At 50.7% G+C, this 16,650-nt stretch carries 12 protein-coding genes; 10 read left to right on the top strand and 2 right to left on the bottom strand.

Annotated elements, in window-relative coordinates:
* Positions 1-6: 6 nt before the first annotated feature.
* The 8 genes from GVY43_RS06890 (at position 7) to GVY43_RS06855 (ending at position 8,997) form a co-directional block, all read left to right on the top strand.
* Positions 7-864, top strand: a complete 858-nt coding sequence (locus tag GVY43_RS06890) for a YitT family protein (protein WP_012726942.1) — start codon at positions 7-9, stop codon at positions 862-864.
* Positions 865-972: 108 nt separating this feature from the next.
* A complete protein-coding gene (gene cccB, locus GVY43_RS06885) occupies positions 973-1,308 on the top strand; it encodes a cytochrome c551 (RefSeq protein ID WP_031422851.1) in 336 nt (111 codons plus the stop codon).
* A 112-nt stretch (positions 1,309-1,420) separates the two neighbouring features.
* A complete protein-coding gene (locus GVY43_RS06880; protein WP_159562643.1) occupies positions 1,421-3,028 on the top strand; it encodes a BCCT family transporter in 1,608 nt (535 codons plus the stop codon).
* 353 nt (positions 3,029-3,381) lie between these two features.
* Positions 3,382-4,068 (top strand): cell division ATP-binding protein FtsE, encoded by a 687-nt coding sequence (gene ftsE, locus GVY43_RS06875; protein WP_047795074.1) that lies wholly within the window; start codon positions 3,382-3,384, stop codon positions 4,066-4,068.
* A complete protein-coding gene (gene ftsX, locus GVY43_RS06870) occupies positions 4,058-4,960 on the top strand; it encodes a permease-like cell division protein FtsX (RefSeq protein ID WP_031422854.1) in 903 nt (300 codons plus the stop codon). The genes ftsE and ftsX overlap by 11 nt, the downstream gene beginning before the upstream one ends.
* Before the next feature lie 23 nt (positions 4,961-4,983).
* The gene (locus GVY43_RS06865) at positions 4,984-6,309 is read left to right on the top strand and encodes a murein hydrolase activator EnvC (RefSeq protein WP_159562642.1); all 1,326 of its coding nucleotides are present in this window, start codon (positions 4,984-4,986) and stop codon (positions 6,307-6,309) included.
* Positions 6,310-6,410: 101 nt separating this feature from the next.
* Entirely contained in the window at positions 6,411-7,814 is a 1,404-nt protein-coding gene (locus tag GVY43_RS06860) for a S41 family peptidase (RefSeq protein WP_047795076.1), read from the top strand.
* A gap of 28 nt (positions 7,815-7,842) precedes the next feature.
* Entirely contained in the window at positions 7,843-8,997 is a 1,155-nt protein-coding gene (locus GVY43_RS06855) for a PDZ domain-containing protein (RefSeq protein WP_236548934.1), read from the top strand.
* 65 nt (positions 8,998-9,062) lie between these two features.
* Here GVY43_RS06855 and glpK read toward each other — a convergent pair whose 3' ends face one another.
* Both glpK and GVY43_RS06845 read right to left on the bottom strand, forming a co-directional pair.
* Entirely contained in the window at positions 9,063-10,580 is a 1,518-nt protein-coding gene (gene glpK / locus GVY43_RS06850) for a glycerol kinase GlpK (protein ID WP_159562641.1), read from the bottom strand.
* A gap of 28 nt (positions 10,581-10,608) precedes the next feature.
* Positions 10,609-11,316, bottom strand: coding sequence for an MIP/aquaporin family protein (locus tag GVY43_RS06845; RefSeq protein ID WP_047795079.1), 708 nt, complete (start codon positions 11,314-11,316; stop codon positions 10,609-10,611).
* A 462-nt stretch (positions 11,317-11,778) separates the two neighbouring features.
* Between GVY43_RS06845 and uvrB the strand changes: the two genes are divergently transcribed.
* Together uvrB and uvrA are read left to right on the top strand one after the other, a co-directional pair.
* A complete protein-coding gene (uvrB, locus tag GVY43_RS06840; RefSeq protein ID WP_047795080.1) occupies positions 11,779-13,749 on the top strand; it encodes an excinuclease ABC subunit UvrB in 1,971 nt (656 codons plus the stop codon).
* Positions 13,750-16,623 carry an excinuclease ABC subunit UvrA gene (gene uvrA, locus GVY43_RS06835; protein ID WP_047795081.1) on the top strand — a complete coding sequence of 958 codons (2,874 nt, stop codon included), beginning with the start codon at positions 13,750-13,752 and terminating at the stop codon, positions 16,621-16,623.
* Positions 16,624-16,650 lie beyond the last annotated feature (27 nt).

Below are 16,650 nucleotides of genomic sequence, written 5' to 3'. Positions count from 1 at the left end.
TCTTTAATGAAGCAAATCGTCAAAGACTATCTGTATTTGTTGACCGGCTCAGTGTTCGTCGCCTCAGCCTTCAGTCTTTTTCTGTTGCCAAACAATCTGGCATCAGGCGGGGTGAGCGGGATCTCGGTCATCACTTATGAACTGTTCGGCATCTCGCCGGGGGCGTTCCAGCTCGTGGCGAACGTGTTACTTCTGATTATCGGGTGGGCCATCCTCGGCCTCGGGTTCGGTGTGAAGTCGCTCGTCGGCTCCATCTTTTTACCGGGTGTCATTCTTTTCTATGAGGCGATCGATGCCGGTGCGGCTGTGGACGATACGCTCCTCGCGGCCATCTTCGGTGGTGTCGGCGTCGGTGTCGGACTCGGACTCATCTTCCGTGGACGCGCCTCGACAGGGGGAATGGACTTGATCGCTCAGATCTTACATAAGTTCACGCACATCCCGCTCTATCTCTGTATCGCCATCCTCGATGGCATGGTCGTCTTGACCGCGGCCTTGACGTTCTCGTTCACGACCGGACTCTATGCACTCATCGCATTATTCATCACGGTTAAGATGATCGACTTCGTCCAGCTCGGGTTCACACAGGACAAGATGGCTTACGTCATCTCGGAGAAGCGAGACTTCATCGTCCGGGCCGTCTTCGAGGAACTTGACCGTGGTGCGACAGAGATCCAAGCAATCGGAGCATACTCACGTCTCGACCGTCCGATGCTCATGATTGTTGTCCGTCAGAGCGAAGTGAGTCGATTGAAGGAAATAATCCGTCGGATCGACCCGGAGGCATTCCTTGTCTTCAGTGAGGCACATGAGGTGCTAGGACAAGGTTTTACGTCCGATAAGCGTTACATCAACGTACCGTAAGTTGTGGAATCTTTGTGTACTTTTCGTGAGATTAGGTTAGAAAGCATACGTTAACGGCTATAATGGTAAATGTAGGTCATTTCTACAACTTAGGAGGGGAACGTGGTTATGAAAAAATGGATGATGGCCATCGGCCTCGGCGCCATGCTGACACTCGGCGCATGTGGCGGCGGTGAAGAAGAGGATACATCGAGCAACGGGGATTCGGGCTCGAACACGGCATCGGTTGACGCGGAAGCGGTATACGCACAAAACTGTGCGGCATGTCACGGTGCGAACCTTGAAGGAATGAGTGGTCCGTCACTCGAGCAAGTCGGTGCTCGTCTGTCGGCAGAAGAGATTGAAAACGTCATTCGAAACGGTCAAGGCGCGATGCCTGCGAACGTCATTGAAAAAGACGAAGAAATCACAGCGGTCGCCGCTTGGCTCGCTGAGAAAAAATAAGATTCGACAGCATGAGGTGGAACACACCTCATGCTTTTTTGTTTTGGGTGTTAGGGCTTGGGGAATTATTGTTAAGGTAACGGGAGACATAGTGGAAATGGAGTGATGACAATTGAAGACGAAACTGATTGACTGGCCGACTTTTATCGGCTCGTTTGTATTACTGTTAGGGGTGACGTTACCGCTCATCTTCTTCCCAGAGACCGGTAAAGCGTGGGTCGGTGCGGCGAACGAATACATGACCTCTAACTTCGGCATGTTGTACTTAGCAATGGGCTTAGGTGCGTTCGGATTTTTGATTTTCATTGCCTTCAGTAAGAATGGTCATATCAAATTAGGTCGTGAAGATGAAGAACCCGAATTTAGTACATTCTCTTGGGCGGCGATGTTATTTGCTGCCGGCATCGGGTCCAGCATCCTCTATTGGTCCGTCATCGAATGGGTCTATTACTATGAAGGTCCGCCGTTCGGGCTGACACCGGAGTCACCGGAAGCGATTCAATGGTCGACAGCATATGGCATGTTCCACTGGGGACCGATCGCTTGGGCAATCTACACGTTACCGGCACTGCCGATCGCTTATTTCTTTTACGTCCGTAAGAAATCCGTCTTAAAGGTAAGTGAAGCGGTACGTCCCGTTATCGGAAAATGGGCAGATGGACCCCTCGGTAAATTGATTGATATCTTATTTATCTTTGGATTATTAGGTGGTGCCGGGACGACGCTCGCCCTCGGTACCCCGATGATTGCCGAAGGGGTCAACGAACTAACAGGGATTCCCGTCACGCTCGGGATGCAGGCCGTCATCATGTTGATTTGTACGGTCATCTTCGCCATCAGTTCTTACATTGGACTGAAGGGTGGCATCAAAGTACTCAGTGACTTGAACATCTGGCTCGCCCTTGGGATTTTGACGTTCGTGCTTATCTTTGGTCCGACTCGATTCATTATGGAGACGACGTTCAATGGAGTCGGAATCGTCATGGATAACTTTTTCCGGATGGCAACGTGGATGGAACCGTTCGGTGACTTCGGTGGCTTCACATCGACCGGGTTCCCGGAATCGTGGACGGTGTTCTATTGGGCATGGTGGCTTGTCTATGCACCATTCGTCGGATTGTTCGTCGCCCGTATCTCACGCGGTCGTACGATTCGGAATATGATCTTTGGGACGATGGTGTACGGAACGCTCGGATGCATCTTGTTCTTTGGGATTCTCGGAAACTACGGGCTCTACCTCCATCTAAGTGGGACGTTCGATGTTGTCGGGTACATGGCGGCGAATGGCCCGGCACCTACAATCATCGCCATCATCGGCCAATTGCCTTTCGGGAAAGTCGTCATCGGCGTCTTTACGCTTCTTGCCATTATCTTTTTGGCGACAACGTTCGATTCATCATCTTACATCTTGGCATCGGTCACGCAAAAACATGTCGAGGATGAGCCGATTGTCTGGAACCGTCTCTTTTGGGCGTTCGCGCTTGCAATCATGCCGCTCACGCTCATGTTCCTCGGCGGACTAGAGACGCTCCAGACAGCGAGTATCGTCGGTGGATTCCCGCTTATCTTCATCATGTTCCTTCTTGCTTGGTCATTCGTCCGCGTATCGAGTCGGGATATCCGGGCTTCCGATGACTATGAATCCTCAACGATTCATATCAAGTATCGGAAACGGAAAAAGTCGCCGTTTGATGCATTGAAAGAAAAACCACACGATTAAATGTGGCGTATTGGTGAAGGGTGTTCCTTAGGGAGCACCCTTTTGAAGTGCGGTTTCAACATTCTCTTGGGGAATAAGAAAGCGAGTTTCTTCGCGACATTTTCACATCGAACTCAATCGAACTGAAACAATCCTGTAATGGTGTTTTAAAAGTCGGATTGATATAATTGTAGTCGCTTCAACATATGCCCTAGATGATTTTTTGACCAGGCTAACATAAAAAAGCGACACCTTGACAGAGGGAGCCGTTTCCTGTAAAAAAGACTCTAGGCGAAATATACAGTAACTAAAACAATTGATTCAAATTCGTCATAGATGCTTAAAAATAATTTAAAAAGGGTAGGGAATACGTTATGATCTCGATGCAAAAAGTCAGTAAAGTATATCCGAACGGCGTCGTCGCCATGGATGACCTCGATCTAGAGATTCGCGACGGCGAGTTCCTTTATGTCGTCGGGCCTTCCGGTGCCGGAAAGTCGACGTTCATGAAGATGATTTATCGTGAGGAGAAGCCGACAGCCGGTCAATTGTTGATTGACGGACTCGATGTCGGGAAAATTAAAGACCGACACGTACCGAAGCTACGCCGTCAACTCGGCGTTATCTTCCAAGACTTCAAATTGTTGCCGTCACTTACGGTATATGAGAACGTAGCGTTCGCATTAGAAGTTGTAGGAGCGGACACGTCTTCGATTCGGAAACAAGTCATGGATGTGTTGAACCTTGTCGGATTGAAGAACAAGGCGCGCAACTATCCCGACGAACTATCAGGTGGAGAACAACAACGTGTCTCGATTGCTCGCGCAATCGTCAATAAGCCAAAATTGATTATCGCCGATGAGCCGACAGGGAACTTAGACCCGGAAACAGCATGGGGTATCATGGAAGTGTTTGAAGAGATTCACCGCCGCGGAGCGACAATCGTCATGGCGACACACAACCGTGACATCGTCGATAAGATTCGTCACCGCGTCATCGCGATTGAGAACGGGAAAGTCGTGCGCGATGAAGAGAAAGGAGCATATGGCTATGATATTTAAGACTGGATTGCGCCATTTGCGTGAAGGGTTCAAAGGAACACTTCGGAATGGATGGATGTCGTTCGCGGCCATTAGTGCCGTGACCATTACGTTGCTACTTGTCGGTGTATTCGCACTCGTCATGTTCAACATCAATGAAATTTCAGATAACGTCGAAAATGATGTCGAGATTCAAGTGTTCATCACTCGTACAGCGGATGAGAACTCGGTTGAGAAACTCGGGGAGAACATTGAACAGGTGCCGGGTGTCTCGACGGTCACGTTCAGTTCAAAAGAAGATGAGCTAGCGAAGTTCCAAGACCAGCTCGGCGATGATGCGGCTGCATACGGAACGGTCGAAAAAGACAACCCGCTCCACGCCCGCTATATCGTCAAAGCACAAGACCCGACAGAACTAGAGGAAGTGGCCAAATCGGTCGGTTCACTCGATAATGTGGACGATGTGAAATACGGAAAAGACTACATCGATAAAATGTTTGCCTTCTTCAACGGGATTCGCATCGGCGGACTCGCGTTGATTGTCGGTTTGACATTGATGGCGATGTTCTTGATCTCAAATACGATTAAAATGACAATCTTCTCGCGTCGCCGTGAGATTGAAATCATGCGACTCGTAGGAGCGAAAAATAGCTTTATTCGCTGGCCGTTCTTTATCGAAGGATTGCTCCTCGGAATGCTTGGGGCTCTCGTCCCGATTCTTGTCATTTATTTCGGATATGACGTTGCATATAGTGCTTTACAACCATCGCTTGATCAATTGAATAGTGATATATTTAAGTTGATTGATCCATCGACGCTAACAGTCCAAGTATCGCTTGTTTTACTTGCACTCGGTGCGTTCATCGGAATCTGGGGATCGACGACATCGCTCGGTCGTTTCTTGAAAATCTAACTTAAATAAGGAGGAGTTGGCGGATGAAACGTTCGCTTGCGCTAGGGTTGTGTGTATCGTTACTTGCCATGCCGGTCATGGCGACAGAGAAAGACACGTTGAAAGCTCGACAAGATCGACTGTCCAATGAGTTGGAGGAGTCGAAAAAAGCGCAGGCCGAGACGGATGACGAACTCGAGATCACCGAGGCAGAGCGTGATGCCGTGAAGACGGAAATACACGTCGTCGACGACCGGTTGAATGAATTGAGCGAACAAATCGCCATTCAGCAGCATGAGGTCGATACAGCCCGGGCAGAACTCGAGTCGACCCGCCAACAACTTTCCGTTCAGGAAGAATACTTGGAAAGCCAGAAGGAACTCGTGAACGAGCGCCTTCGCGTTTTGCAAGTACATGAAGACACTTCCTATTTACAAGTCATTTTTGAGTCCCGTTCCTTCGGCGACTTCGTGACACGGGCTATGACGGCCCGCACGATCGCTGAACAGGACCGGGAGCTCATACATAATTATATGAGTGAGATGGAACGTTTGGAGTCGCTCGAGTCGACACAACGTACCCAGCTCTCTTTCATCAAGCAAAAAGAGCGCGAGCTCGTCATCACCAAGCAAGACCTTGACCGGACGGCCGAGAAGAAACGTGACCTGTTGGTTGAACTGAACGAACAAGTAGAGCAGCTCGAGCTCGAAAAGATGACGCGCAGTGAAGAGCAGGCGGTCATGGCTGAACAGAACCGCATCATCAGTGAACAACTAGAGGCGATTGCGACTGCCGAACGAGAAGCCGCAGAGGCAGCGGAACGTGCCAAACGTGAAGCTGAGGCGCGTGCCGCTGAAGAGCGAGCACAAGCAGAAGCGGAAGCCCGTGAGTCGGAGGTCGAGGAGGCACCAGAAGTGACCGCACCAACCGAAACACCGACGAATGTGTCCACGTCCACCGGATTCGTTCGTCCTGTGTCCGGTTATGTGTCTAGTCCGTTCGGTCCACGAGACAACCCGTTGACAGGTGTGCCGGAGATTCACAAGGGCATCGACCTCGTCAATGCGTCTGGAACACCAATCGTGTCAAGCGCACCAGGTGTCGTCATCAAGGCGGCACCGGCGACCGGATATGGAAATGTCGTCTTCGTTTCGCATGTCATCAACGGTGAGATTTGGACGACCGTCTATGCCCATTTAAATGCGATCACAGTCGGAGCCGGTCAACAAGTGGCGGCGGGACAGACGGTCGGAACGCTTGGCAATACCGGCTGGTCGACCGGACCCCATCTTCATTTTGAGTTACACCGAGGGAAATGGGCACCGGGACAGCCGAACGCGATTGACCCGGCCCCGTATATTGGATACTGACAGAAGCGGACGCGTCCCAAATATGTGGAACGCGTCCGCTTTTCCTCTAGTTTTTGCTATACTAATGAAAAGACTTACAAAGAGAAATGAGGGACCAACCCGTGAAAAATTCAACCGCAGGACTACTCGCTGGCACAACGTTCGTGGCTGGGGCCGGTGCAGGCCTTGCGACGATGGCGTTTACAGACACATCGCTTCCCATTCAAACGAATGCGGAAGGCTGGGATAAAGTCGACCAAGTACGTGATTTGATTGAAGAACATTCGTTACAGGACATCTCAGAAGACGATTTATTGACCGGTGCGCTCGACGGGATGACCGCAGCGCTGAACGACCCGTATTCGGATTTCTTGGATGCGGAAGAAACGTCACAATTTACGGACTCGATTGAATCGAGTTTTGAAGGAATCGGCGCGACTTTGGAGAAGAAAGGAGAGGACATCTTAATTGTCGCTCCGATCAAAGGCGCTCCGGCCGAAGAGGCTGGACTTCGTCCTGGTGACATCATCACAGCGGTCGACGGGGAGTCGATTGAAGGGATGGATGTACAGGAGGCCGTCCAATTGATTCGAGGAGAAAAAGGGACGACCGTCACATTGACGATTCGCCGTGGCAGTCAGACGGCGGACTACGAGATCATACGTGACACGATTCCAATCGAGACGGTCTTCTCTGAAGTGAAAGAGAAAGACGGTAAAAAGATTGGGTATCTCCAAGTCACCCAATTCTCAGAACCGACGGCTGATGAATTCCTCGAACAACTCGAGCAACTCGAGTCAGAAGAAATCGATAGCTTGATCATCGATGTTCGTGGAAATCCGGGAGGTCTCTTGCCTGCCGTCATCGAGATGTCGGAAGGGTTCGTCCCGACATCAAAACCGGTCGTCCAAATCGAGAATGCGGACGGTGACCGTGATGCACAAAACGGTCGCGCTCGTGAAGCGAAACCGTATGACCTGTTTGTCTTGACGGATGAGGGTTCTGCCTCGGCATCTGAGATTTTGACTGGTGCGATGAAAGAAGGAGCAGGCGCGACCATCATCGGGACGAAGACGTTCGGAAAAGGTGTCGTCCAGACGGCGTTCGACTTAGAGGACGGCAGTAACTTGAAATTGACGACGAGCAAATGGCTCACACCGGACGGAAATTGGATTAACAAGAAGGGCATCGAGCCGGACATTGAAGTGGAGCAACCGGACTTCTTCAACGTGACCCGTGTCCTGACAGAAGAAGAGTCGCTCCAAGTCGGAGATTACGGTGACGCCGTCTCGAACTTGCATAAAATTTTAACGGGAATCGGCTATGAGCCAGGCGGTCAGCCGGGATATTACGGGGACACGATGGCGAACGCCGTGAAAGCATTCCAGACAGACAATGGTCTCGAGGCTTCTGGAACTGTCGATGAAGAGACAGCCTCTGCACTCGAAGCGAAATTGCTCGAAGCGATTCAAGATGAGGCGAATGACGCCCAATTGAATCGTGCGCTTGAAGAAGCCGCAAAATAACGTTGTATGAAAGAAAGGGTTGGACCGCGTGGAAGTTGTACGAATGGGTGTTACGGCTTTATTGACGTTGTTAGGTAGTCCGCTGTTTTGGGTGACACTCGTCGCCCTTACATACATATCGCTGACACGGGTCAAGCGAGAACGGGCCATGTTCCGTTCGAGACGTCGCTCACCGAAGTCGGAATGGAGACATTTCATCTGGCCGAGTCTTCTGTTAGCGGTCCTCTCATCGGCCGTGACGATTTTACTCGAGACGACCATCACGTTTGAGTGGGCCGTCTCGTTCACGATTCTCTATACGCTCGTCGTCTTGACGATGCATCCGCGATTCTTTAATCCGGTGCTGCCTCTTCTCGTGTTGTTCGGGGTCGTCTTGTTACGCGATGTTGTCGCATATGGGGCGCTTCGTGATTGGGTAGCAGCACTCGCTCAGGTCGATTGGACGGTCTATGCGCTCACATTCGGCCTCGTCACCCTTGCGGAAGCGATTCTCTTGCGCTGGAACGGACCAAAAGAGACATCCCCGACCTTGATCTTGTCGAAACGGGGGCAGTTTATCGGAGGGCATGTCGTCAAACGGATTTGGTTTTTCCCGCTCGTCGTCTTCGTGCCACCGATGTTCGGTCTCGACTGGCCGATGGTGCCCATCATTCTTCCGATTCCCATCGGGGTCAGTTTATTGTCGACCGGCGCCTTACCAGGAACGCTTCTCGCACGATTGAGCAATTATCGTGCCGTACTCGCTTTGATCGCTCTCGGTTTATTCGCCCTCTCATATGCGTTTAAGATTCCATATGTCGACTATGTAGTATTGACGATATTCGTCCTCTATGAGCTCGGCTTACAATGGATCAAACGCGAGAATCGGGGAACGACACCCGTTTTCATCAATGGAAACCGTGGGGCGGTCATCGTCGACACGTTACCGAACTCACCTGGGGAGACGATGCAGCTCATCCCGGGTGAATCGATCTATAAAGTCAACGGGACGGTCATCACAGGAGGGCATAGTTTTTATGAGGCGCTCCAGCAACATAAGCCGTACATCAAACTGGAAGTATTGAATCTGAACGGGGATATCCGATTTGTTCAACGAGCGATGTATGAGACCGATCCACATGAGCTCGGAATTTTGTTCGTTGGGGAACCGACGAGCCCGAGAGTCCGCTTACGTAAACTGTAAGAGTATCCGTCATGGGTACTCTTTTTTGCATACAAAAAGGACACCCGCAAGGATGCCCTTTCGTCTTATACTTCAAGTTTTGAAGGTTTGAATGCCATTGTGGCTTCGACTGCGTGTTGCCATCCTTTGTAGAGAGCCTCACGATGAGACTCGTCCATGTTCGGATCGAATTTCTTGTCGAGCTTCCACTGGTCTTTGACTTCGGCTTGGTCTTTCCAGAATCCAACGGCGAGACCTGCCAAGTAGGCAGCACCGAGTGCAGTCGTTTCACTCACTTCAGGACGTTCGACCGGAACGTTGAGAATGTCCGATTGGAACTGCATGAGGAAGTTGTTGCTGACGGCCCCACCATCGACGCGGAGCGTCTTCAAGTTGATGCCTGAATCACTCTCCATCGACGTGAGGACGTCACGTGTCTGGTAAGCGAGTGACTCGATTGTCGCACGGACCAACTGTTCTTTCTCTGTCCCACGCGTGAGACCGAAGATGGCACCACGGACGTCAGAGTTCCAATACGGGGCACCGAGACCGACGAAGGCCGGAACGACGTAGACACCGTCAGTTGATTCGATCCGTGTCGCATACTGTTCCGAGTCTTTCGCTGATTTCAACATCCGCAATCCGTCACGGAGCCACTGGATCGCCGAACCGGCGACGAAGATCGAACCTTCGAGCGCGTATTCTACTTTCCCGTTATAGCCCCAAGCGATTGTCGTCAAGAGACCGTGATCAGATTTGACGGCTTCTTCTCCCGTGTTCATGAGCATGAAACAACCTGTTCCATACGTGTTTTTCGCCTCACCTTTTTCGAAGCAAGTTTGTCCGAACAAGGCGGCCTGTTGGTCACCTGCAGCTCCGGCAATCGGGACTTCGAATCCGAAGAAGTGGTATGGAATCGTGTTCGCATAGACTTCACTTGACGGTTTGACTTCAGGAAGCATTGATTTAGGCACTGTCAAGATGTCGAGTAACTCGTCATCCCACTTCTGCTCGTAGATGTTGTACATGAGTGTACGCGATGCGTTCGAGTAATCGGTTACGTGTGCTTTTCCACCAGAGAGTTTCCAGATGAGCCACGTGTCGATTGTCCCGAAGAGGAGTTCGCCGTTCTCAGCTTTTTCACGTGCACCCTCGACGTTGTCAAGAATCCATTTGACTTTCGTTCCTGAGAAGTAGGCATCGATGAGGAGACCTGTTTTGTCGCGGACCATATCGGAATGACCGGCTGCTTTCAGCTCTTCACAGATGTCAGCGGTTTGACGGGATTGCCAGACAACGGCGTTATAGACAGGGCGTCCTGTTTCCTTTTCCCAAACGACAGCTGTTTCACGTTGGTTTGTGATCCCGATTCCAGCAATCTCATTCGGGTCGATATCAGCAGAACCGAACGCTTCCGCCATAACAGCGAGGACAGAGCCCCAAATCTCATTGGCGTTGTGCTCGACCCAGCCTGGTTTTGGGAAGTATTGTTTGAATTCGCGCTGTGCGACTGTGACAATTTTTCCATCATGATCAAAGATGATTGCCCGTGAACTTGTCGTTCCTTGGTCCAATGCTAAAATATAACGTTTTTCTTTCGCCATATGTGATTTCCTCCTTCAAAATTATGTGTTAAGGGACGAGAATACCGTAGATGAGTGCGGCAATAATCGCACCGATAATCGGACCGACGACAGGGATCCATGAATAACCCCAATCTGAGGACCCTTTTCCTTTAATTGGAAGGAATGCGTGTGCGATACGTGGCCCAAGGTCACGTGCCGGGTTGATCGCATATCCCGTCGTACCACCGAGCGAAAGACCAATCGATACAATCAAGAAACCAACGATGAGTGGATTGAGTCCGTCTGCAAATGTGTTTGCCCCGAATGACAACAATGCAAAGACAAGGACGAATGTTCCGATAATCTCACCAATCAAGTTGTACGGCGTGCTTCGAATACCTGGAGCTGTCGAGAACGTCGCCAGTTTTAAACCAGGATCGTCTGTCGCATCATAGTGCGGCTTGTAGTGGACATAAACCAAACATGCCCCGATGATGGCTCCAATAAACTGAGCGAGGATATAAAGTGGGACATCAGCCCATGGGAATTCGCCTGCTGTCGCAAGACCAATCGTGACGGCAGGGTTGATGTGAGCGCCTCCGTAAATTCCGGCTGCGTAGACCCCGACCATAACGGCAAGACCCCAACCCATTGTGATGACAATCCAGCCAGAGTTTTCCGCTTTGGAATGGCGGAGGACGACGCCGGCGACGACACCGTTACCGAGCAGAATCAATAGCATCGTACCAATAATTTCACTGACAAATGCTGACATGTGATACTCCCCTTTCTCCCTTATGCAATTTGACTTACCACTTCATTATATGCCCAAAATGTAAGCGTTTTAAAACAGTGTTTTTAAAAAATCCTACTTTTTTCCTACAAATGTTCACATTTACAGCTGTAAACTTCACAAAAGAGTTAAGAAGCAGAGCGAAACGTTCACGAAGTGGATGTTTTTTTCGGATATTTCAAGCATTCCAATTTACTAGGGACATAGTCCAATCTGAAAAGTGTAATGCTTTATGCCACAAAAGTGATTCTGTTGAAATCTTGATGTGATGATTTGGATGGAACAAGATGTTTCTTTTGACACAGTAAAGGAAAAAGAAATGAACAATGGATTGAATGAAAAAAAGAAATAAAATGAATTAACCTACAAGCTAATAAGCGAATATTTGTTCGTGTCTATGGTATAATCAAGACACTTATGAAATGAGAAGGTGAGGAGTATCTTATGGAATCGATTCCGTTTGCATTACAATCTGAATTTCAACCAGGAGGCGACCAGCCTGAAGCGATTCGACAGCTTGTCGAAGGTGTAAATCGAGGTGACCGGTATCAGACGCTCCTCGGTGCAACGGGTACGGGTAAAACGTTTACCGTCTCGAACGTCATTCAAGAAGTAAAGAAGCCGACACTCGTTCTCGCCCATAACAAGACGCTCGCCGGTCAGCTCTACTCGGAGTTCAAAGAGTTCTTCCCGAACAACGCGGTCGAGTACTTCGTCAGTTACTATGACTACTATCAACCGGAAGCGTACGTGCCGTCGACGGATACGTTCATTGAGAAGGATGCTTCAATCAATGATGAAATCGATAAGCTGCGTCACTCAGCGACGTCGGCTCTCTTTGAGCGCGATGACGTCATCATCGTCGCATCTGTCTCCTGTATTTATGGTCTCGGTAACCCGGAAGAATATCGGAGCCTCGTCTTGAGCCTTCGCGTCGGGAAAGAGATGGGACGTGACGAGATGTTACGTAAACTCATCGACATTCAATATGAACGAAACGATATCGATTTCCAGCGTGGACGTTTCCGTGTCCGCGGGGACGTCGTCGAGATCTTTCCAGCATCGCGTGACGAACACTGCATGCGCATCGAGTTCTTCGGAGACGAGATCGACCGCATCCGTGAGATGGATCCGTTGACGGGTGAAATCATCGCAGACCGTGATCACGTCGCCATCTTCCCGGCATCCCACTTCGTCACACGCGACGAAAAATTGCAAAAGGCAATCGTCAACATCGAAGCGGAACTTGAGGAACAACTTGAGAAGTTCCGCGAAGAAGGGAAGCTCTTAGAAGCGCAACGACTCGAGCAACGAACGCATTACGATTTGGAAATGATGCGTGAGATGGGGTATTGTTCAGGAATCGAGAACTATTCGCGACACTTGAACTTGATGCCTGAAGGTTCAACCCCGTACACGTTAATCGATTACTTCCCGGAAGATTTTTTACTCGTTGCCGATGAGTCGCACGTGACGCTCCCGCAAGTACGCGGGATGTACAACGGGGATCAGGCACGGAAACAAGTGCTCGTTGACCATGGTTTCCGTCTCCCTTCGGCGAAGGATAACCGTCCGCTCAAGTTCGATGAGTTCGAGAAGAAAGTCTCACAAGCGATTTTCATCTCGGCGACACCAGGTCCGTACGAACTCGAACATACGCCGAACATGATTGAGCAGATCATCCGTCCGACCGGGTTACTTGATCCGACAATCGAGATTCATCCGATCAAAGGTCAGATTGACTACTTGATGGATCAGATTCGCGAACGCATCAAGCGCGACGAGCGCGTGCTCGTGACGACGCTCACGAAGAAGATGGCAGAGGACCTATCCGATTACTTACGCGAAGCGGGAATCAAGGTCAACTATATGCACTCCGAAATCAAGACGCTCGAGCGAATCGAAATCATTCGTGACCTTCGTCTCGGTAAATATGACGTGCTCGTCGGAATCAACTTGTTGCGGGAGGGTCTCGATATTCCAGAGGTCAGTCTCGTGACGATTCTCGATGCCGATAAGGAAGGATTCCTTCGTTCAGATCGTTCGCTCATCCAGACGATTGGACGAGCGGCGCGTAACGCGAACGGACATGTCATCCTGTTCGCGGACAAGATGACCGACTCGATGGCGCGTGCCATCGAAGAGACGGATCGTCGTCGGTCGATTCAACAGGCTTATAATGAAGAACATGGCATCACCCCGCAGACGATTCGAAAGGACGTCCGAGGGGTCATTCGGGCGACGGTCGAGGCGGAAGAGGAAGCACTCGAATCGCTCAGTACGATGAAGCCGGCCGAACGCGAGGCGGCGATTGCCAAGTTGGAAGAAGAAATGAAGCAAGCGGCACGCGATCTCCAGTTCGAACGCGCGGCCGAATTGCGTGACTTAATCTTGGAGTTGAAGGTAGGGAATTAAATGGCTGAAAAGAAAAATGCGATTGTCATCAAAGGGGCACGCGTCAACAATTTAAAAAATATTGACATCGATATCCCACGTGACCAGCTCGTCGTCTTGACGGGCTTGTCCGGCTCCGGGAAATCGTCACTTGCGTTCGATACGATTTATGCGGAAGGACAGCGTCGCTACGTCGAGAGCTTATCCGCCTATGCCCGTCAGTTCCTTGGACAGATGGATAAGCCAGACGTCGATACGATTGAAGGACTTAGCCCGGCCATCTCGATTGACCAGAAGACGACGAGTCGTAACCCGCGTTCGACGGTCGGGACGGTGACCGAGATTTATGATTACCTTCGTCTATTGTTTGCACGAATCGGGAAACCGGTCTGTCCGAACCACGGCATCGAGATCTCGAGTCAAACGATTTCACAGATGGTCGACCAGGTGATGGAGTTGCCGGAGCGGACACGACTCCAGATTTTGGCGCCAATCGTGTCAGGTCGGAAAGGGACGCACGTGAAAGTATTCGACTCGTTAAAGAAAGAGGGATTCGTCCGTGTCCGTGTCAATGGTGAAACGATTGAATTGACGGATGAGATTGAGCTCGATAAAAACAAGAAGCATTCGATTGAAGTCGTCGTCGACCGCCTCGTCGTCCGACCTGACGTCGAAGGGCGCCTCGCCGACTCACTCGAGACGGCATTACGTCTTGCGGACGGCCGTGTCATTATCGATAAGATGGATGGCACCGAGCTTCTCTTCAGTGAGCATCACGCCTGTCCGATCTGCGGGTTCTCCATCGGCGAACTCGAACCTCGGATGTTCTCATTCAACTCGCCATTCGGTGCATGTCCGACGTGTGATGGTCTTGGGACGAAACTAGACGTCGACCCAGAACTCGTCATCCCGGACCCGTCGAAGACGTTGAAAGAGGGGGCGATTGCCGCATGGCAACCGACAAGTTCCCAGTACTATCCACAACTTTTGGCTGCGATGTGCCAGCATTTCAACATCGACATGGACGTGCCGTTCGAGCGCCTATCAAAACGTGATCAGGACCTCGTCTTGAACGGATCTTCGGAGGAATCGTTCCTCTTCCGCTACGAGAACGACTTCGGTCAAGTGCGGACGAATACCATTTTCTTTGAAGGGGTGCTCCGTAACATCGAGCGCCGTTACCGGGAGACGACATCCGACTATATCCGTGAGCAGATGGAAATGTACATGGCGACACATGCGTGTCCGACATGTCACGGCTATCGCTTGAAAGAAGAGTCGCTCGCCGTCAAGATCACGGGTCAGCACGTCGGGCAAGTGACGGAGAAATCGGTCGTGAACGCACTCGCGTTCTTTGAAGGACTCAACGAGCAGTTGAGCGAGAAAGAGATCGCCATCGCCCGTCTCATCCTCCAAGAGATTCGGGAACGACTCAGTTTTTTGAATAACGTCGGTCTCGACTACTTGACGCTCTCTCGTGCCGCTGGAACACTCTCGGGTGGGGAGGCGCAGCGGATTCGTCTCGCGACACAAATTGGGTCTCGTCTCACGGGTGTTTTGTATGTCCTTGACGAACCATCCATCGGTCTTCATCAACGTGATAACGACCGGTTGATTTCGACCCTCAAACAGATGCGGGACATCGGCAACACGCTCATCGTCGTCGAGCATGACGAGGACACGATGATGGAAGCCGACTACTTGATCGATATCGGACCAGGCGCAGGAGAACATGGCGGACAGGTCATTGCGGCCGGGACGCCGAAACAACTGATGAAAAATAAAAACTCGCTCACCGGTCAATATCTTGCTGGGAAGAAGTTCATCCCACTTCCGGCTGAACGGAAGATGCCAGACGAACGTTTCTTAAAGATCGTCAAAGCAGAAGAGAACAACCTAAAAGACGTCGACGTTTCCATTCCACTCGGGATGTTCGTTGCCGTAACAGGGGTCTCGGGATCGGGTAAATCGACCCTCATCAATGAGATTCTCTATAAATCGCTCGCGCACAATATGAACCGGGCCAAAGCGAAGCCAGGCAAGCACAAGAAGATTGAAGGACTTGAGCATATCGATAAGGTCATCGATATCGACCAATCCCCGATCGGACGGACCCCTCGTTCGAACCCGGCCACGTATACGGGTGTCTTTGATGATATTCGTGACGTCTTCGCCTCGACGAATGAAGCGAAGATGCGCGGCTACAAGAAGGGACGTTTCAGTTTCAACGTTAAAGGTGGGCGCTGTGAAGCATGTCGTGGGGATGGGATCATCAAAATCGAGATGCACTTCCTTCCTGACGTCTACGTTCCGTGTGAGGTCTGTCACGGGAAACGCTATAATCGTGAAACGCTCGAAGTGAAGTACAAAGGGAAGACGATCGCAGACGTCCTTGATATGACGATTGAGGAAGGACTCGAATTCTTTGACAAGATTCCGAAAATCAAGCGGAAGATTCAAACGATTTATGACGTCGGTCTTGGCTATATGAAACTCGGTCAGCCGGCGACGGAACTTTCGGGTGGGGAAGCCCAGCGTGTCAAACTCGCTTCGGAACTTCATAAACGGTCGACCGGGAAAACGATTTATATTCTGGACGAACCGACGACCGGTCTTCACGTCGACGACATCGCGCGCTTGTTGAAAGTGTTGCAACGTCTTGTCGAGAACGGGGACACGGTGCTTGTCATCGAGCATAACCTCGATGTCATCAAGTCGGCCGATTATTTGATTGACCTCGGACCAGAGGGTGGAGATGGTGGCGGACTCATCGTCGCAACGGGGACACCAGAAGAAGTCGCGGAAGTGTCAGGCTCGTATACCGGTAAGTATTTGAAGCCGGTTCTCGAACGAGATGCAGCCCGAGTGAAACCGAAAGCAGGAAAAAAGAAATAAGTATAGAAATGGTGAGAAACGGGAAGG

Origin of the sequence: Exiguobacterium sp. 8H, assembly GCF_902506255.1 — a bacterium.
GTDB lineage: Bacteria > Bacillota > Bacilli > Exiguobacteriales > Exiguobacteriaceae > Exiguobacterium > Exiguobacterium profundum.
Note: the sequence above shows the minus strand (reverse complement) of the source record. Positions and strands in the feature narration are given on the sequence as shown.